General features: G+C 63.2%; 17 protein-coding genes and 2 riboswitches. Of the genes, 12 read left to right on the forward strand and 5 right to left on the reverse strand.

What is annotated here, in order from left to right:
- Positions 1–66: 66 nt before the first annotated feature.
- Positions 67–1,653 (reverse strand): gamma-glutamyltransferase family protein, encoded by a 1,587-nt coding sequence (locus tag ACOSV0_RS29735; protein ID WP_434110716.1) that lies wholly within the window; start codon positions 1,651–1,653, stop codon positions 67–69.
- Between the two features lie 430 nt (positions 1,654–2,083).
- On the opposite strand from ACOSV0_RS29735, the gene atzF reads away from it, so the two are divergent.
- From atzF to ACOSV0_RS29780, 9 genes are all read left to right on the forward strand, one after another.
- On the forward strand, positions 2,084–3,982 hold the full coding sequence (gene atzF, locus ACOSV0_RS29740; protein ID WP_434110718.1) for an allophanate hydrolase: 1,899 nt from the start codon (positions 2,084–2,086) through the stop codon (positions 3,980–3,982).
- 39 nt (positions 3,983–4,021) lie between these two features.
- Entirely contained in the window at positions 4,022–5,119 is a 1,098-nt protein-coding gene (locus tag ACOSV0_RS29745) for a BMP family ABC transporter substrate-binding protein (protein WP_434110720.1), read from the forward strand.
- A 46-nt stretch (positions 5,120–5,165) separates the two neighbouring features.
- Positions 5,166–6,281, forward strand: coding sequence for an ABC transporter permease (locus ACOSV0_RS29750; protein ID WP_434110722.1), 1,116 nt, complete (start codon positions 5,166–5,168; stop codon positions 6,279–6,281).
- The gene (locus tag ACOSV0_RS29755) at positions 6,274–7,200 is read left to right on the forward strand and encodes an ABC transporter permease (protein WP_434110724.1); all 927 of its coding nucleotides are present in this window, start codon (positions 6,274–6,276) and stop codon (positions 7,198–7,200) included. The genes ACOSV0_RS29750 and ACOSV0_RS29755 overlap by 8 nt, the downstream gene beginning before the upstream one ends.
- Positions 7,201–7,344: 144 nt before the next feature.
- Positions 7,345–8,079 (forward strand): biuret amidohydrolase, encoded by a 735-nt coding sequence (gene biuH, locus ACOSV0_RS29760; protein ID WP_434110726.1) that lies wholly within the window; start codon positions 7,345–7,347, stop codon positions 8,077–8,079.
- Positions 8,080–8,082: 3 nt separating this feature from the next.
- Complete coding sequence (locus ACOSV0_RS29765) at positions 8,083–9,747, forward strand: ABC transporter ATP-binding protein (RefSeq protein ID WP_434110728.1); 1,665 nt, start codon at positions 8,083–8,085, stop codon at positions 9,745–9,747.
- Complete coding sequence (locus ACOSV0_RS29770) at positions 9,744–10,442, forward strand: cysteine hydrolase family protein (RefSeq protein WP_434110731.1); 699 nt, start codon at positions 9,744–9,746, stop codon at positions 10,440–10,442. The genes ACOSV0_RS29765 and ACOSV0_RS29770 overlap by 4 nt, the downstream gene beginning before the upstream one ends.
- The gene (gene hpxZ, locus ACOSV0_RS29775) at positions 10,433–10,819 is read left to right on the forward strand and encodes an oxalurate catabolism protein HpxZ (RefSeq protein WP_434110733.1); all 387 of its coding nucleotides are present in this window, start codon (positions 10,433–10,435) and stop codon (positions 10,817–10,819) included. The genes ACOSV0_RS29770 and hpxZ overlap by 10 nt, the downstream gene beginning before the upstream one ends.
- A 35-nt stretch (positions 10,820–10,854) precedes the next feature.
- Positions 10,855–11,631: a GntR family transcriptional regulator gene (locus ACOSV0_RS29780; protein ID WP_434110734.1), complete on the forward strand. Its 777-nt coding sequence runs from the start codon at positions 10,855–10,857 to the stop codon at positions 11,629–11,631.
- A gap of 96 nt (positions 11,632–11,727) precedes the next feature.
- On the opposite strand, the gene ACOSV0_RS29785 is transcribed toward ACOSV0_RS29780, so the two are convergent.
- The 4 genes from ACOSV0_RS29785 to ACOSV0_RS29800 all read right to left on the reverse strand — a co-directional run bounded on the left by ACOSV0_RS29785 (position 11,728) and on the right by ACOSV0_RS29800 (position 15,308).
- Positions 11,728–12,771: a rod shape-determining protein gene (locus ACOSV0_RS29785; protein WP_434110736.1), complete on the reverse strand. Its 1,044-nt coding sequence runs from the start codon at positions 12,769–12,771 to the stop codon at positions 11,728–11,730.
- Between the two features lie 123 nt (positions 12,772–12,894).
- Positions 12,895–13,293, reverse strand: a complete 399-nt coding sequence (locus ACOSV0_RS29790) for a hypothetical protein (RefSeq protein ID WP_434110739.1) — start codon at positions 13,291–13,293, stop codon at positions 12,895–12,897.
- A 147-nt stretch (positions 13,294–13,440) separates the two neighbouring features.
- Entirely contained in the window at positions 13,441–14,463 is a 1,023-nt protein-coding gene (locus ACOSV0_RS29795; protein WP_434115885.1) for an ABC transporter substrate-binding protein, read from the reverse strand.
- 212 nt (positions 14,464–14,675) lie between these two features.
- A riboswitch (guanidine-I (ykkC/yxkD leader) is annotated at positions 14,676–14,823 on the reverse strand.
- Positions 14,824–14,939: 116 nt separating this feature from the next.
- Positions 14,940–15,308, reverse strand: a complete 369-nt coding sequence (locus ACOSV0_RS29800; protein ID WP_434110742.1) for a MarR family transcriptional regulator — start codon at positions 15,306–15,308, stop codon at positions 14,940–14,942.
- A gap of 157 nt (positions 15,309–15,465) precedes the next feature.
- Here ACOSV0_RS29800 and ACOSV0_RS29805 point away from each other — a divergent pair, with 157 nt between their 5' ends.
- From ACOSV0_RS29805 to ACOSV0_RS29815, 3 genes are all read left to right on the forward strand, one after another.
- Positions 15,466–16,404: a sugar phosphate isomerase/epimerase family protein gene (locus ACOSV0_RS29805; RefSeq protein WP_434110744.1), complete on the forward strand. Its 939-nt coding sequence runs from the start codon at positions 15,466–15,468 to the stop codon at positions 16,402–16,404.
- 9 nt (positions 16,405–16,413) lie between these two features.
- Complete coding sequence (locus ACOSV0_RS29810) at positions 16,414–17,475, forward strand: isopenicillin N synthase family dioxygenase (protein ID WP_434110747.1); 1,062 nt, start codon at positions 16,414–16,416, stop codon at positions 17,473–17,475.
- Positions 17,476–17,894: 419 nt separating this feature from the next.
- Positions 17,895–18,052, forward strand: a riboswitch (guanidine-I (ykkC/yxkD leader).
- 57 nt (positions 18,053–18,109) lie between these two features.
- The gene (locus ACOSV0_RS29815; protein WP_434110750.1) at positions 18,110–18,865 is read left to right on the forward strand and encodes an urea amidolyase associated protein UAAP1; all 756 of its coding nucleotides are present in this window, start codon (positions 18,110–18,112) and stop codon (positions 18,863–18,865) included.
- Positions 18,866–18,869: the final 4 nt, after the last annotated feature.

An 18,869-nucleotide genomic window follows, 5' to 3' on the forward strand; every position in this document is an offset into this window, starting at 1 on the left:
GGGCGTGGCAATCGACTTCGGAGCGACCGTCGGATAACAACGCTACGAGCCGATCGCGAGCCAGCGTTAAACCCCGAGCGCACGACCATCACTGCGCGGATCATGAGCGCCTGAAGCCAAGCCATTCGCTTCGATGCGGATCACGCCAGGATGCCCCGCTAAAGGACTCTGCGCCGGGATGGCGCTCACTTCATGCCCACGCGCGGCAAGCGCCGTGAACACGTCGGCGCCGGCGTCTTCTTCGAGCTTCAAGGCGTCGCGCGTGTCGGAGAAGGTCTTGCCCAGCAGAAAACGCGGACGGGCGAGGGCAGTGAGCGGGTCCATCCCGTAGTCGATCAGGCGTGTGAGTATCGCGGCCAGCGTTTGCGGCTGACCGTCGGCGCCTTGCGTGCCGAACAGCAGGTGGGGCCGGCCATCCTTCAGATACATACCGGGGTTGAGCGTATGGAACGGCCGCTTACCGGGTTGCACCGCGTTGTGATGCAGGGGATTCGTGCTGAACGACGCGCCGCGGTTGTGCCACAGAATGCCCGTATCGCCCGCCACCACGCCGCTTCCCCAATCGAAGTAAACCGTTTGCAGAACGCTGGCGCTGCGGCCTTCGCTATCCGTTGCGCCGATAAACACCGTGTCGCCCGGGCGGAATACATGAGGCCAGGCACGCGCTTCACGCAGATCGATCGAGCGCGCATGCGCATCGAGCGTAACAGGCGACAGCATGTCGTCGACCGGCACGGCATTGAACTCAGGATCGGACACGAAGCGGTCGCGATCCACGAACGCGCATTTCACGGCCTCCACCAGCAAATGGTAGTAATCGGCGCTGCCTTCGGCAATCCGCGCGATATCGAAACGCTCGAGGATGCCCATGATCTGCAGCGTCGTCACGCCTTGAGTCGGCGGTCGCATGCTGACCAGTTCGCCGCCACGATAAGCGACCCGCAATGGCATTTCATCGCGCGCTTGCGTTCGCGCCAGGTCGCTCGACGTCAGCGGTGAGCCGGCCTCGCGCAAACCGCGTGCGATTCGCTCCGCCAGCTCGCCTTGATAAAATTCGTGCGCGCCGAAGCGGGCAATCCGCTCGATGCTCTTCGCCAGCGCGGGCTGCACAAAGCGTTCGGCGATAGCGGGAATACGGCCCTGCGGCGCGAAAGTCGCGGCAAAGCCGGGCAATGAGCGCAATTCATTCGCGCGCAGAGATTGCCAGAAGTGCTGCGAAGGGGTGACCGGAAATCCATCCGCTGCATAGTCGAGCGCACGATCGAATAGCGATGCCCACGATTGCCGGCCACCCCACGATGTCCGGCTGATTGTATAAGCCTGATTCCACGTATCGACGGTGGCGGCCGTGGTAATCGCAGACGCTGCGCCGCGCAGGGGAATCGCGCCGCTGAACGCCGGCAGTCGCGCCGCGGCCTGGCCGATGCCCGATACCGTGCGCAACATCCCTTGCCGATCGCCGATGACCCAGAACGCGTCGCCGCCGAGTCCCGTGAAATGCGGATACGTCACGCACAGCGCCGCACCGATGGCGATCGCGGCTTCGATCGCGTTGCCGCCCGCGCGCAATACGTCGAGGCCCGCGGCGCTGGCTATTGCGTGCGGGCTGGTGACCATGCCGCCGGTGCTGCTGGCGAGTTTCAGATTGTGCATCGATGCTCCGCTACCGAAGATTCGCTGAGGTGTGCCGCGAGTATAGATCGCGTACGAGGGCAAGCAACGCGCGATCGCTGCCGCGCGCGCCGATGATCGACAGTGAGAGTGGGAGATTGATTTTGTCGCTGAAAGGGAGCGCGATTTGCGGCAGGTTGCCTTCAGCATTTTTTCTGCCTGGCGGGGTGAGCTCGAAGGGTGGAGAGCGGGCGCGAATGCGGGGCGTGCAAGCCCCGAGTTGGGGAGCGCCGCACCATCAGGCGTTGAGCAACCTGCCGCGAAAACCACTGGCCGGGCACCCTGCGAATCACCGCAAACCCAATCCTGACAAGGATGACCGACCGTTCCGGCAAATCCGAAACACACTTGGCATAGCTCCTGCTAATTTGAGTTCAAACTTGTATTCAAGATTGAACTCAAGGAAAAACAGGTGCCTATTTCTTCACCACTGACGGTCCGAGGTCTGCTTCAGGCCTATGCCGACAAACGTCTGACGCCACGGCAAACTGTGGCGTCGACGTTTGCGCGTATCGACGAAATCGACCGGCCGGAAGTCTGGATCTTGCGTGTGCCCGCCGCGGACGTGCAGGCACGCGCCAGCGCGCTCGAAGCGCTTTACGAAGAGCAGGGCGCCGCCGTGTTCGAGCGGATGCCGTTGTTCGGCGTGCCATTCGCGGTCAAGGACAACATCGACGTCGCCGGCCTGCCGACCACTGCCGCGTGCGAGCCCTTCAGCTACACGCCGGACACGTCCGCGTTCGCCGTGCAGCGTCTCATCGACGCCGGTGCAATCCTGATCGGCAAGACCAATCTCGATCAGTTCGCAACCGGCCTTGTCGGCACGCGTTCGCCGTATGGCGCGGTGCGTAACGCTGAGTTTGCGCAGCGTGTATCCGGAGGTTCGAGTTCCGGTTCAGCGGTTGCCGTTGCCGCGGGTTGCGTGGCTTTTTCGCTCGGCACCGACACGGCCGGATCGGGGCGCGTGCCGGCGGGCTTCAACGGACTCGTCGGCTTGAAGCCGTCGCTGGGACTGGTCAGCAAACGCGGTGTCGTGCCGGCGTGCCGTAGCCTCGACACGATCTCGGTGTTCGCGCACGACGTCGACGATGCATGGCGCGTGCTCGGCGAAATCGCCTGCTTCGATTCCCTCGACGGCTTTTCACGCAAGGTGCCGAGTCTCGGTCTGCTGCGCGGCGCGCCACGGATCGGCGTGCCGGACCACCTCGAGTTCCACGGCGACGCAGCGGCAAGCCAGGCGTTCTCCACGTCGCTCGATGCGCTCTCGACACATCTGCACCTCAGCCCCTTGCCGATCGACTTCAAGCCGCTCAGCGCGACCTCTGCGCTGCTCTACGACGGCCCCTGGGTGGCCGAACGGCGCGCCGCGCTCGGCAGCTTCTTCGAGACGCATCACGAAGCGATCGATCCGGTCGTCGCCGGGGTGATCGGCAAAGCGGACCGCTACAGTGCCGCCGACGCGTTCAACGGCCAGTACGCACTAGCCGACCTGAAGCGCCACGCCGAACAGCTCTTCGAGACGATCGACATCCTGATCGTTCCGACCACGCCGACGCATCCGTTGATCGCAGACGTGCAGGCTAATCCCGTCGAGTTGAACAGCCAGCTTGGCTGCTATACGAACTTCGTCAATCTGCTCGATCTGTGCGCGCTGGCTGTGCCGTGTCGGCGCCGCGATGACGGTCTGCCGGCCGGCGTCACGCTGATCGCGCCGAGCGGTGCGGACCGCCGTCTCGCCGAATTGGGCCAGCGCATTCAGGCGCTGTTCGCGAGTGCAGTTGAGACCCGCAGCGGAACATCTGCCGTGCCCGAAACAGAAACCCAAACCGAAGCCAAAGTCGAAACCAAAGTCGAAACCAAAGCCGCCGCGACGAACCCGCTCGAACCGCTTCCGTTTCACGAGCCGACCGTCGCGCTTGCCGTGGTCGGCGCGCATCTGCGCGGACAGCCGTTGAACTGGCAATTGCAGGAAGCCGGCGCGCGGTTTATCGAAGCAACCCATACCGTGCCCGGCTACACGCTTTACGCACTCGCCAACACGCAGCCGCCCAAACCTGGCCTCGTACGCACGGCCGGATCAACCGGCCAGCGCATCGCCGTCGAAGTCTGGGAAGTCCCGCTGCGCACCTTCGGCAAATTCGTCGCCGACGTGCCCGCGCCGCTCGGCATCGGCACGCTGCAACTCGACAACGGCCTCACCGTGAAAGGTTTCATCTGCGAGCCGTCGGCGGTCGACGCAGACAGCGGCGCAACCGACATCACCTCGTTTGGCGGCTGGATCGCCTATCTCGACAGCCTGAATGTCAACTGAAGGCCAACGCTCACTAACCCCAACCAGGAATTGGACACCATGACCAGCCGCCGCAATTTCATCAAGAGCGCCAGCCTGTTGACGCTCGGCAATATCCTGCCGATCCAGTCGGTGTTTGCCGCGCCGAAGACAACGGTCGGCGTGATCTACGTCGGCGCGCGCAGCGACTACGGCTACAACCAGGCTCAGGCAACGGCCGCTGCCGTCATCAAGAAGATGCCCGACGTGAAGGTGGTGGAAGAGGAGAACGTGCCTGAAACCATCGCCGTGCAGAAGACCATGGAAGCGATGATCGAACAGGACGGCGCGACGCTGATTTTCGCGACCTCGTTCGGTTACTTCGATCCGCATGTCCTGAAGATGGCGGCCAAATATCCGAAGGTGCGTTTCGCCCATTGCGGCGGATTGTGGAAGCAGGGCAACCCGTCGAACATCACCAGCTACTTCGGCTATATCGACGAATGCCAGTACCTGAACGGCGTGATCGCGGGCCATATGACGAAGAGCAAAAAGCTCGGCTTCGTCGCCGCCAAACCGATTCCGCAAGTGCTGCGCAACATCAATTCGTTCACGCTCGGCGCGCAGTCCGTCGATCCGTCGATCACCACACAGGTGATTTTCACCGGCGACTGGTCGATGCCCGTCAAGGAAGCGGAAGCCACCAACAGTCTGATCGACCAGGGCTGCGACGTGCTGACCTGTCACGTCGACGGTCCGAAGGTGGTCGTCGAAACAGCGGAAAAGCGCGGCGCGATGAGTTGCGGTTACCACGCGAGCCAGGCGGCGCTCGCGCCGAAGGGCTATCTGACCGGCGCGGAATGGGATTGGGCGACGCCTTATAAGCAACTGGTGAGCGGCGCCCAGGCCGGCACGGCGCAACCCAATGTGCTGCGCGGCGGGTTGAAAGAGGGCTTCGTGAAGATGTCGCCGTACGGCGCGAAAGTCACCGCGCAGGCGAAGCAGAACGCCGACTCGATCAGAAGCAGCATGGTGGCGGGCAATTTCGTGATCTTCAAAGGCCCGATGAAGGACAACAAGGGCGGCACGGCGATCGCCTCGGGTGCGAGCCATGTGCAGACCGACTACACGCTCGAAAGCATGAACTACCTGGTGGCGGGCGTCGTCGGTCAGATCTGACGACGGCTGCGTGTCTGCTTGCGTTTCTATGAGCGAAGGAGCCGTGATGCGTCCCAATGCCCCCACCGCGAGAGTGATGCTGTCGCTCTTGCCCGCGCTGCCGACCGCGTCGGCGGTGCTCGGCACGTTGCTGCTGTTCTCGCTGTTCCTGCTGGTGCAGGGACAGCCGGCGTTCGATGCGATCGGGCTGATTTTCGAGGGCGCATTCGGCTCGTCGTTCGCATGGCAGAGCACCTTGCTGCGCGCGTCGCCGCTGATGCTGACGGCGCTCTGCGTCGCGCTGCCCGCCCAGGTCGGGTTGATCGTGATCGGCGGCGAGGGCGCGCTCGCGCTGGGCGGCATGTGCGCGGCGATCGTCCCGCAGATGCTGCCGAACGGCACGCCCTGGCTCGTCGCCACGCCGTTGATGGCGGTGGCCGGCATGCTGGCCGGCGGCATCTGGATCGGCGCGGTCGGCGCGTTGCGGCAATGGCGCGGGGTCAACGAGACGATCAGCAGCCTGCTGATGTCGTATATCGCGATCGCGCTTTTCAAGCATCTGGTGGAAGGGCCGCTGCGCGATCCCGCCAGCCTGAACAAGCCGTCTACCTATCCCGTGCCCGACGCGATGATGATCGGTTCGATCCCCGGACTCGACACGCACTGGGGACTGTTCTGGGGCGTCGTCACGTGCATCGCGGCGTGGGTGTTCGTGAAGTTCAGCACCAAGGGTTTCGCGATGCGCGTGGTGGGCGGCAGCCATCGCGCGGCGCGTCTGGTCGGCCTGCCGGTCAATCTGCTTGCGCTTGCCGCGTGCGTATTGGGTGGCGCCGCCGCGGGACTGGGCGGCATGTTCGAAGTGGCGGCCGTGCAGGGCAGCGCGAATGCATCTTTGCTGGCGGGCTATGGCTATGCGGGCATCCTGGTCGCCTTCGCCGCGCGTCAGAATCCGCTCGCGATCATCGCGTGCGCGCTGATGATCGGCGGCATCGAAGCGAGCGGCTCGTTACTGCAACGGCGGCTCGATCTGCCCGACGCCACCACGCTCGTTCTGCAAGGTCTGCTGTTCGCCAATTTGCTGGCGTGGGAAGCGCTCGGCGGGCGCATCGCCGCATGGCGCGTCAAATTGCAGGCCGCGGCGCTTGCCGATCTTCCCGTGCGACTGGAGCAGACCCATGCCTGATATGCACTCGCCCATCGTGATCTTGTTGCTGTCGCTGTTCGCCGGTGCGATCCGGGTCAGCACGCCGTATCTGTTCGTCAGTCTCGGCGAATGTCTGACCGAGAAAGGCGGCCGCGTGGATCTCGGCCTCGAAGGCATCCTCGTGTCCGGCGCGATGAGCGGCTATGCCGGCGCTTTCCTGAGCGGCTCGCCGTGGGCCGGCGTGCTCGCGGCCGGCTTCGTGGGTTTGCTGCTCGGCTGTCTGCACGGCCTCGTGTGCTCGTTGCCGCGCGTGTCGGACATTGCGTTCGGCATCGCGCTGATGCTGCTCGGTACCGGGCTCGCGTTCTATCTCGGCAAGCCGTTTATCGAACCGCAGGCGCCGATGCTGCCGTTCATCGACCTCGGCACGTGGACCTCGTCGCCGCAATTGCATAACGCGCTGCATATCAATCTGCTGTTCGTGATCGGCGTAGCGCTGGCCTTCGTTCTGCAATGGGGTTTGCGCAATACGCGCTGGGGCATGGTGCTGCGGCTCGTCGGCGATCACGCTGAAACGGCGCGCGCGATGGGCTATCCGCTCACGCGTGTGCGCATCGCCGCGACGGCGGTGGGTGGTGTGTTCGCGGGCATCGGCGGTGCGTATCTGTCGCTGGTTTATCCGGGGAGCTGGAACGAAGGGCTCTCCAGCGGACAAGGGTTGATGGCGGTCGCACTGGTGATTTTCGCGCGCTGGCAGCCGTTGCGCTGTTTATGGGCTGCGTTGCTGTTCGGCGCGGCGGGCGCGCTCGGGCCGGCGCTGCAGGCGATCGGCGTGACGAGCGGCTATTACCTCTACAACGCCGCGCCGTATGTGCTGACGCTCGCGATCATGATCGTCAATTGCCGTCCGGATCGCACGCTGGCCGGCGCGCCGGGAGAGTTGAGTTTGACCCGCTGAATCTGGGCCGCCGAATCTGAACCGCTGACGCGCAGAGCGCAAGCCGCCTGGTTCGAGCCCGAACCCGACCAGCCGGCCTCGACCTGCCGTGTGCCCTGCGAGCCATCAAGGACAGAACAAGGACCCCACAAGGATCTCACCATCATGAACCGATTCATCGAAGCGAAACCCTATCCGTGGCCCTACGACGGCAACCTGCGCCCGGACAACACGGCGCTCGTGATCATCGACATGCAGACCGATTTCTGCGGCCATGGCGGCTATGTCGACAAAATGGGCTACGACCTGTCGCTGACGCGCGCGCCGATCGAGCCGATCAACAGCGTGCTGAAGCCGATGCGCGAGCTGGGCTTCACGATCATTCACACGCGCGAAGGGCATCGGCCGGACCTCTCCGACCTCCCGGCGAACAAGCGTTGGCGCAGCCGCCGTGCGGGGACCAACGGCGTAGGAATCGGCGACGACGGCCCCTGCGGCAAGATTCTCGTACGCGGCGAACCAGGTTGGGAAATCATCGATGAACTGAAACCGCTGCCTGGCGAGATCATTATCGACAAACCCGGCAAGGGCTCCTTCTGCGCGACGGATCTCGAACTGATCCTGCGCACGCGCGGCATCGTCAATCTGGTGTTGACCGGCATCACCACCGACGTCTGCGTCCACACGACAATGCGCGAAGCCAACGACCGCGGCTTCGAATGCACGGTGCTGGCCGATTGCTGCGGCGCGACCGACAAGGGCAATCACGACGCCGCGTTGCACATGATCACCATGCAAGGCGGCGTGTTCGGCACGGTGTCGGATTCGCACGCACTGCGGGCCACGCTACTCGCCACCACGGCGGCGCCGGCTGCGGCGCTGGCCACTTCCGGCAGATAAACCATGACCACGGCGCCGAGGGCATTGGGTGTGGAAGTGCTGAACGCGAGCAAGTCGTTCGGCGCGTTTCGCGCGTTGGATAGCGTCTCGATCAAGGTCACTGCCGGCACCATTCACGCGCTGCTCGGCGAGAACGGCGCGGGCAAGAGCACGCTCGTGAAGGGGCTGGTCGGCTACGGCGTGCTCGACGACGGACAGATCGTCGCCGATGCCCATGAGGTCCGGATCGCCTCGCCACGCGATGCACAGACGCTCGGCATCGGCATGGTGTATCAGCATTTCACGCTGGCGTCCGGCCTGTCGGTCGAAGAAAACCTGCTGCTCGCACGCGGCCAGATGGCGTGGAAAATCGACTGGAAGAGCGAGCGCGCCGCGCTTGCCGCGTTCATGCAGCGCATGCCGTTTCGTTTGCCGCTCGACGCGCCGGTGGCCATGCTCGCCGCCGGTGAAAAGCAGAAACTCGAAATCCTGAAGCAGCTTTATTTGCAGCAGCGCTTTCTGATTCTCGACGAACCCACCTCGGTGCTGACGCCGCAGGAAGCGGACGAAGTGCTCGGCCTGATGCGCAAGCTGACCTCGCGCGGTGAGTTGACCGTGCTGATGATCACGCACAAGTTCCGCGAAGTGATGGCCTATGCCGACGACGTCACCGTGTTGCGCAAGGGCAGGCAAGTCGGCACGAGTGCGGTTGCCGACACCAGCCGCGACGAACTCGCCGCATGGATGATGGGTACGGCCGCCACGCCTGCCCCGAAGGAAGTTCCGTTGGAGGGCGCCTCGAAGCCAATCCCCTTGCAAGACGAAGCGCCGGTGATGGCGGCGGTGACCATGGAACGCATGCCGCGCAAACCCGTCGACGACAGCGCGCCAGTGCGTCTCGCACTGCACGACGTTTCTGTCGAAGACGATCGCGGCCACACAGCAGTCAGGCACGCCACGCTGTCCGTGCGCGCGGGCGAAATCCTCGGACTGGCCGGTGTTTCCGGCAATGGACAGAAGGAGCTGGTGGAAGCGCTGGTCGGTCAACGCCGTGTCAAAGCGGGCGATATGCAGGTGGCGGGCAGGCCCTATCATGCAACCCGCGAAGAGATGACCCAGCGGCGCGTGTTCGCGATTCCCGAGGAGCCGTTGAAGAACGCCTGCGTCGCGTCGATGAGCGTGGCGCAGAACCTCGCGCTGCGCGACTTCGATCGGGAGCCGTTGCGGCGCGGCGGATGGTGGCTCGACCGGCGTGCAATGCGTGAGCGTGCCGCGCAACTGATCGACGAGTTCAATGTGCGCCCACCGCTGCCCGAACGGACGATCGGCACGCTGTCGGGCGGCAACGTGCAGCGCGCCGTGCTGGCGCGCGAACTTGGGCAGCCCGTGGATGTGCTGATCGTCGCGAATCCCGTGTTCGGTCTGGATTTTGCCTCGGTCGCGGATATCCATGCCCGTTTGATGGCCGCGCGCGATGCAGGCGCGGCGGTGCTGCTGGTCAGCGAGGACCTCGACGAATTGCTCGAACTGGCGGACCGCATCACGGTGATCGCGGAGGGCGCACTGGTGTTCGAGACACCGGCGGCACGCGCGGATCGGACCGTGCTGGGTCAGCATATGGCGGGGCACAGCGAGACCCCGGCGCATCACGCCGCAGCCGCCGAAAAATTGAAGGAAGCCATCGAATGATCCAGTCAACCTCGCTGACTATCGACGCCCAACCCGGTCCGTTCACCTTTAAGCCTACACAAACCGCGCTGATCGTGATCGACATGCAACGCGATTTCATCGAGCCGGGCGGCTTCGGCGAATCGCTAGGTAACGACGTCGCGCTGCTGGCCGGGATCGTGCCGACTGTAGCGGCGTTGCTGGCGTTCGCGCGCAGACATCAATGGCTCGTCGTGCACACACGGGAGTCACATGCGGCGGATCTGTCCGACTGCCCGGCGGCGAAGCGCCTGAGAGGTGCGCCGAATGCCCGCATCGGCGATGCCGGGCCGATGGGGCGCATCCTGATTCGCGGCGAGCCCGGCAATGCGATCGTCGAGCCGCTCGCGCCGCTTGCCGGTGAACTCGTGATCGACAAACCCGGCAAGGGCGCGTTCTACGCCACCCGGCTCGGCGAAGAGCTCGCGATGCGCGGCATTACGCATCTCGTGTTCGCGGGCGTGACCACTGAGGTCTGCGTGCAAACCTCGATGCGCGAAGCCAACGACCGCGGCTACGACAGTCTGCTGATCGAAGACGCCACCGCCAGCTATTTCCCCGCCTTCAAACAGGCCACCCTCGACATGGTGCGATCGCAAGGCGGCATTGTCGGCTGGACCGCGCCGTTTTCTTCATTGACGAAACTCGACGACGAGGTGTTCCCCGCATGGAAGTAAATCAACCCGACGTGGTAGCCCAGGTTCAGGCGGCGTTTGTCGAGTACGAGCGGGCGCTGGTCGACAACGACGTCGCGGCGATGAACGCGCTTTTCTGGCACACGCCGGAAACGGTTCGCTACGGCATCGCCGAAATCCAGCATGGCGGCGAAGCGATCCGCGCGTGGCGCGAGACCTGTGAGCCGGTGCCCAGGTCGCGTACGCTGCATCGAACCGTGATCACAACGTTCGGCACCGACTTCGCTACCGTCAGCACCGAATTCACCAGCGATGCAACGCCGTTGATCGGCCGTCAGATGCAGACGTGGGCCAGGCTCGGTCCCGCCGACGGCTGGAAAATCGTTGCGGCGCACGTCAGCCTTATCGCCATGCCATGAACCGACGATAATAAGAAAAAGGGAATGTGGCCTCAATGAACGACGATCCGACGAATCTGATCGAAACACCCGCCGAGCCTGGAACACCAGGAACACTCGGAGCACCCGGCATGCCTGCCGGGCCGGCCGCGGCCAATCCGCTTGCCGAGCAGGTGTACCAGCAACTGAAGAACGATATCTTCAGCTTCCGCCTGTTTCCCGGCGACCGTTTTTCGGAGAACGGCATCGCGCAGCACTACGGCGTGTCGCGCACACCGATGCGCGACGGCCTGTTTCGTCTGCAACGCGAGGGCTATCTGGAAGTCGGCTTCCGGCGCGGCTGGAAAGTTTCGCCGATCGACTTCGACCAGCTCGATCAGCTCTACGATCTGCGCATCGTGCTGGAAGTGGCCGCCGTGGAGCGGCTAGGGACAGGCGGCGACGTCGCGCACGCGGCCGTCGAGGCATTGAAGGCGATCTGGTGCGTCGAACCGGAATTGCGCGAGAGCGATCCCGCGAAGATGTTCGGCATGGACGAGAACTTCCACCGTCAACTGGTCGCGGCGACCGGCAATGCGGAGATGCTGCGCGTGCACAACGAAGTGACCGAGCGCATCCGCATTGTGCGGCGGCTGGACTTTCTGAAACCGCACCGCACGAACGCCACCTACGACGAACATTCGACCATGCTGAATCTGATCGAACGCAACCGGCTGACTGAAGCGACCATCCTGTTGCGCGCGCATATCACGCAGAGCAAGCTGGAAGTGCGCAAGATCACGTTGTCCATGTTGGCCGCTGCACGCGATAGCAAGTTGCCGTTTGTATCGTGAAGAACCTGAGAGACCTGAAGCTGCCGACGAACTGACAGTGCAGCGAAACGAGTGACGTGTGACGCAAGGCGTGGCGAAGCGGTTGCCACGCCGCCGTCATTCGTACGAAAAAGCTCCGCCGAACTTATCCATCCGCTCTAGCGCCATGCCCGAGCCGCGCACCACGCAGGTCAGCGGCGCCTCGGCGACGAACACCGGCAGGCCGGTTTCTTCGGCGAGCAGACGGTCCAGATCGCGCAGCAAGGCGCCGCCGCCCGCCAGCATGATGCCGCGCTCGGCAATGTCAGCGCCGAGTTCCGGCGGCGTCTGTTCCAGCGCGATCTTCACCGCCGAGACGATCTGATTCAGCGGATCGGTGAGGGCTTCGAGAACCTCGTTGCTGGACACCGTGAAGCTGCGCGGAATCCCCTCCGACATATTGCGGCCTTTGACTTCCATCTCCTTGACTTCGGAGCCCGGGAACGCGGAGCCGATTTCTTTCTTGATCGCCTCGGCGGTTTGCTCGCCGATCAGCATGCCGTAGTTGCGGCGGATATAGTTGACGATCGCATCGTCGAACTTGTCGCCGCCCACGCGCACCGAGCCTTTATAAACGACGCCGCCGAGCGAGATCACCCCCACCTCCGTGGTGCCGCCGCCGATGTCGACCACCATCGAGCCAGTCGCCTCGGAGACGGGCAAGCCCGAACCGGTGGCCGCCGCCATCGGCTCCTCGATCAGATAGACCTGGGAGGCGCCCGCGCTATGCGCGGCTTCCTTGATTGCGCGCCGTTCGACCTGAGTCGACCCGCACGGCACGCAGATGATGATGCGCGGCGACGGCGCGAACATCCGCGACTCGTGCGCCATCTGGATGAAACGCTTGATCATCTGCTGGGTGATGTTGAAGTCGGCGATCACGCCGTCCTTCATCGGGCGGATCGCCTCGATATTGCCCGGCACCTTGCCGAGCATCTGTTTTGCTTCCTTGCCGACGGCCAGAATGATTTTCTTGCCGTTGGGGCCGCCTTCCTGACGGATCGAGACCACCGAAGGTTCGTCCAGCACGATGCCCTTGCCACGCATGTAGATGAGCGTGTTCGACGTGCCGAGGTCGATTGCCAGGTCGTTGGAAAAATAGCCACGCAGAAAACCGAACATGCAAATTCCTGTCTCGCTGATGCCGGACGCGTGAGCGCGCCGCATTGGAAATGCCGCCCGGAGGCGGCAGGCGACCAGTTGACGGTCGGGAGAGAGGGAAGAATAACAGTTTCGGGAGGACGGCTATTTGGGCGGGCGTACCCGAAGCAGATTGTCGGCTTGCCACTTGATGCGTTCGCAGTTGCCTTTGACCCGCACCGCGAATTCCTCCGGGGAACTGAGTTGCAGCGACCGCATCTGGATCGCATCGCTGTCCCCGCGCTGCCAGCCCGCCTGCCAGCGGGTGTCGAACTGGCTGGCTTCGGTGAGCACCTTTCTGAGCTTTTCCTTGTACGCCGTCACGTCCTGCGCGGAGTCGCCACAGAACTCCTGGGCAAAGCGGGCACGCTGGCCTGCGGCTTCCGCGCTGCCGTTGGCGCCGTCCTCGCTGGCGGATGCGAGCCGCGGCTGGGCCAGCAGCGCGAACACCAGCAAAGGCGCCAGCGCGAGCAGGGCGCGATAGCAAGACCGGTTGTGATACACGATTGCCTCCTTGTGGCAGTGCGCCCGCGCCACAACGAATCGTGTGAGTTAAGCGGCAGCGCATGCTGCCGCTCATATTACCGTGTCCGGTTGGAGCACCGCAGTTGCCGCGCCAGAAGGCCGCGCAGCCGGCTCACGGCGTGGTCCTTACGGCGCATTGGTCAACGCCGGGTCAAGGTAGGCATTCACGTTCTGAGCCTGTTTGTAGACCGCGTTGCGCACGTTGAACTTGTCCGCGTTCAGGCTCGAACCGTACACCGAGTCCAGCCCGTCACCCTTGACGAAGGCCTTTCTGGCCGCCGCTGCGTCGAGCAAATGGGTGCCTTTCAGCAACGGCAGGTACTGGGCGGGCGTCAGACCGACGCGCGCGGACATGATCTTCACGGCATCGGGTTGCGTCTTCGGATCGTTGATGTAGGCCACGCAGCGATACCAGACCTTGATCACCTTGGCCCAATCGGCTTTGCGCGACTGCAGGCTGACCGGATTGACCGTGATCGCGTCGTAGATCAGGCCCGGCGCGTCGGCCGAGGTGAAGATCGGACGTGAGCCCGGCACACGCTTGAGCGCCTCGCCCGCGTTCGGCTGCCATGCGCCGACCGCGGCAACGTCGTTGGATGACGCCAGCACCTGCGGCAACTCATTCGTCTTCGCATTGACGAGCGTGATGTCCGATTCCTTGAGCGCGTGCTTTTCGAGCGCCGTGTCCAGCAGCAGGTGATCGACCAGACCCATCTCCACACCGACCTTTTTGCCCTTGAGTCCATCCACTGTGCGAATCGGCGGCTTGGCCACGATCATGTCGTTGCCGCTCGAGTAGTCGGTCAGCAGAATCATGACGTTTTTGGCGCCGCTTGCGCCGGTGACCAACGCATCGCCGTTGGTTGCGCCGACTGCGTCAAGCTTGCCCGCGGAGAATGCGTCGAGTGAGGCCGAGTAGTCGAACCACTGGAAATTGACATCCACGCCGGCCTCCTTGAACCAGCCTTTGTCGATGGCAATCTGAAAGGCGACGAAGCCGGGCCAGTCGCTGTAGCCGATCGCGAGGGGCGCGGCCGCCTGTGCGGGGGTGGCGCCGAAACCGGCGAAACCGATAGCAAGCGCGGCGGCAACGCCGGCCAGCGCGCCACGCATGCGGCGCACACGGCACGACGAGGCAATGCGGTTCAATGGGGTGAGGGGCGTACGGGTGGATTCGAAGCGTTTCATCGTTTTCTCCAGGAGACCGGTCAATTGCGATTGTTGAGTTGGATCGCGCGGCGACTGCGCGATAAAACAACATGACCGGTTCCCGCGAGAATCCGAATGGTGCGGACACTGCGCGAAAACTGCGGGAGACAAACGCCGGCCACGGAGAGGCACGATAGGCATCGCTATCGCCAATCTCCCGGGCTTTTGTCCCGCCGTGTAGTGCAACCGCCGTTCGCTTTCGAGTTGATATCCGTGTTGAACCCGTATCGAACGAACCGGTGCACCGGGCTGCTCTCGGACCAGACATTCTTGCGAATCGGAACCCTAGCATCCCTAAGATGCGACGCTGCCGCACCTCTCGGCGCTTAATCTAGCTAGAAATATGCCAGCCGGATTGAGTGAGATCGCCAGATGCTGTTATGCCAATGCTTCAACGCAAACATGACTCCAAAACGTTAATCCAGTGCGGCAAAACGTTGATGCACGTAAGCGAGAAACTGTTCGAGGCGCTCTTCGATCGATGCCGCGAGGCTGATCTGTTTGATGCGGCGGTCTTCTTCGGAACTCGTCTCCAGCAGCCAGCCTGCGTCGATCAACGCCTGCACGTAGCGAACCGCTGTGCGGCGGCTCACGCCAGGCATGAAATCGTAGAGCGCCGTCTTGGCGAAGTTGCGTTCCGCATCCACCCACATCCGGCAAAACAGATCGCTGTAATTAAGGTCGTTCAGCCCCAGGTCGCCGAAATGCGCGGACCACTGCCAGTCCATGTCGAGAATGGCGCGTGCAACGGATTGCCCCTTGTGACGCGCAAGTTTTTTCTTCATCGATTCACCACGAGGAGGAGGGGTGCACAGTTTAAGTGCTAATTGAGCCAGAAATCGGGCGCGCCGGAATTATGCGTCGCGTCCCCAGGATATCTTATTGGCGAGAGAATTTCACGTGTACTATTACATGCAATTTTGCATGTAATTTGGAGGGGCGATGAAATTCGAGCTGTTCAAGACGTTCTGGGGATTCGACGGCGGTCCGCATGATGCCGCGCCACAGGTGCGCGCCGCCGGCTTTGACGGAATCGAAGCGCCGGTTCCGGTGGGTGGGGCCGAGCGTGACGCTTTTGCGCAGGCCATTGCCGACGAACGCCTTGCCTTCATCGCCGAGATCACCACGGCGGGCAGCTATGTTCCGCAACGGTCTGCAACGCCGGCGGATCATCTGCGCGACCTCGAGGAAAAGATCGTGTGGGGTAAGCCGCTCAAGCCACGTTTCTTCAACGTGATGGCGGGCTGCGATGCGTGGCCGGCGGCCACACAGGTGGATTTCTTCGCCCGTGCGGTGGAGGTCGCCGACAGGCACGCGGTGATCTGCAGCTTCGAAACGCATCGCGGCCGCTCGTTTTACAACCCGTGGATGACCCGCGATGTCGCGCGTGCGGTGCCATCGCTCAAACTGACATGCGACTTCAGCCATTGGGTAGCGGTGTGCGAACGTCTGCTCGACAGCGAATGGGACACGATCCTCGAATTGGCGCCCCATGCGCATCATCTGCACGGACGCGTAGGCTATCCGCAAGGTCCACAGGTTCCGCATCCGGCTGCGCCCGAGTACGCGGACTGCCTCGCTTCTCATCAACGGATCTGGGAGGCGCTGTGGAGCGCGCAAATCGAAAAGGGCTACACGACCACGACAATGACACCGGAGTTCGGCCCCGATGGCTATCTGCATACGCTGCCTTTCACGAATGCGCCCGTAGCGGATCTGTGGGACATCAACACGTGGATGGGGCGTGAAGAGCGGCGTCATTTCGCGGCGTTTCTTGCCGGACGTGAAGGGAGTGACGGGCAGCCAATCGATCCGCAAATGCACATGCAAACGCACATGCGTTCGCCGGCCCAATCGCCCATTGATCCGCAGCACGTATAGGTCAATCTCATGAGCCAAACCCATACGAGTTTCGACCGCCTGCCCATCGTCGACGTCGGCGGTCTCTTTAGCGACGACCCGGACCAGCGTCTTGCAACTGCCCGCGAACTCGACCGCGCAGCGCGTGACGCAGGCTTTTTCTACGTCACCGGCCATCAGATTTCGCGCGCACAGCAAGCTGCGCTAATCGAACAGGCAAAGCGGTTCTTCGCCAGTCCCGACGACTGGAAGATGCGCTACTACATCGGCAAATCGACCGCACATCGGGGCTATGTGCCCGAAGGCGAAGAGGTCTTCGCGAGCGGCAAGCGCGACAGGAAAGAAGCATTCGATACGGGCCGGGACCTGCCGCTCGACGACCCCGACGTCAAAGCCGGCACGCCGATGCTCGGACCGAATAGATGGCCCGAACAGCCGGGTTTTCGTGAAGCGGTCGGGGGCTATTACGATGCGGCGTTTACGCTCGGCCGCGCGTTGTTCCGAGGCTTCTCGCTCGCGCTAGGCTTGCCGGAGACGCATTTCGAGCGCTATTTGCAGAAGCCGCCGAGCCAGTTGCGCCTGATTCACTATCCGCTCGACCCATCCGCGGAAGACCGACCGGGCATCGGCGCGCATACCGACTACGAGTGCTTCACGATCCTGCTGCCAACCGCCCCAGGCCTCGAAGTGATGAACGGCAACGGTGAGTGGATCGACGCGCCGCCGGTCGACAACGCGTTCGTCGTGAACATCGGCGACATGTTGGAAGTGTGGACAGGCGGCACCTACGTCGCCACGTCACATCGCGTGCGCAAGGTGAGGGAAGAGCGCTATTCGTTTCCGCTTTTCTTCGCCTGCGACTACCGCACGGTGGTCGCGCCGCTGCCGCAATTCGCGACACCCGAGGCGCTGGCGAAATACCCGCCGGTATCGGCCGGCGATCATCTGTTCGCCCAGACGGCGCAGAGCTTTACCTATCTGAAGCAGCGTATCGAGCGCGGTGAACTGGTGTTGCCGGATGGGTCGAAAGGATTGGCGAGTTTTGGACAACAGGCGCGTTATGCGAGTGCCGAGCAGGGCGAGGTTCAGTGAAGGCGCGCGTTCGCCGTGCCTTTTACGAGCGGCGCCGTTGCTTTTGCAATTCGATGAAACGCGCCGACATCAGGGTATGGAGCGTGCGGCGAAGCGTGGCAAGCGTGAGCATGGCGGGATAATGAACGTGATGAGTATGACGCTACAACTCGCACGCATCGTGCCATCGTGCAGCGCCCCTATGGCGCGTACAACGCGTGAACACACGGCCCAATCATGGTGCGCCGCGCATCCAGTTGGTGCCGATTCGCCCGCGGGCGTGCTGCATTCGCCATCAATCGGATCAGGCGCCGGCCATCGCGGCGCGCCGCTGACCGCATGCAATCCCTTGCCGTCTTGCGCTGACGGCCTCGTTGCCATCACGCTGGCACGCAACTCGCTTAGCCATGCAGCGAGAGGTGCGAAGTAATTTGCATCATCTTCAGGATCGCTAGGGTTCCGGTCGTACCGCTTTAAAGGCTTTTTAAAAGCGCTTTAAAGCACGCACGATGTCTGGTCCGAGAGCAATCCGGTCTTGCCGTTCACCTTCTTTCAAGGCGCCGGCGAGGCTCCACGGAGGGATAAAAGCCCGGGAGGTCGCGATGTCGGTCAATCGCCCTCTCATGCTTTTTCCCAACCGATACCTGGAGCCTCCATGTCGACGCAATCCCCAGTCGATCTCACACCGATCCCGCACGTGTTGTGGGAAACGGTGATTCCCGCCGGCACTCACTGGTCCGGCGTGCTGCGCCGTGGCATGGCGCTGCGCGTCGTCGATTTCGAAGGCGGCGCCAATCTGGCCGCCGTGTTCTATCGCCACGACGAACCGCTCGAACGCTACAACATGGCCGATACGCTGAAGGCGCAGCACACCGCGCATCTGACGCGCGACCACGTGCTCTACTCGGATATGGGCCGCGTGATGGCCTCGATCACCGCCGACACACTCGGCTGGCACGATCCGCTCGGCGGTCTTGGCGATGCCGATCTGTTCGCGAGCCGGTACGGCGTGGCCCGCTATCAACAACATCGCAATGCGATGATCCGCAACGGCCGCGACAGCCTGCTGCTCGAACTGGCCAAGCACGGCCTGGGCGCACGCGATCTGGTTGCCAACATCAACTTTTTCAGCAAACTCGATATCGGCGAGGACGGTTCGCTCGACTTCGTGACCGGTCATTCGAAAGCCGGCGCGGCGTTCGATCTGCGCTTCGAAATGGATACGCTCGCCGCGTTTTCCAGCGCACCGCATCCACTGAACCCTTCATCCGAATATCAACCGAAGCCGGTCAGGCTGATGGCGTATCGCGCGTATGCCGCCGATGCCTCGGTACCGGCCGACGATCCCTGCCGCTCAGCCTGTCCTGAGAACGAGCGTGGCTTCGTCAACACCGATCGTCTGTTCGTTTAGGGAG

It is taken from the genome of Paraburkholderia caffeinilytica, from assembly GCF_051027425.1.
GTDB lineage: Bacteria > Pseudomonadota > Gammaproteobacteria > Burkholderiales > Burkholderiaceae > Paraburkholderia > Paraburkholderia caffeinilytica_A.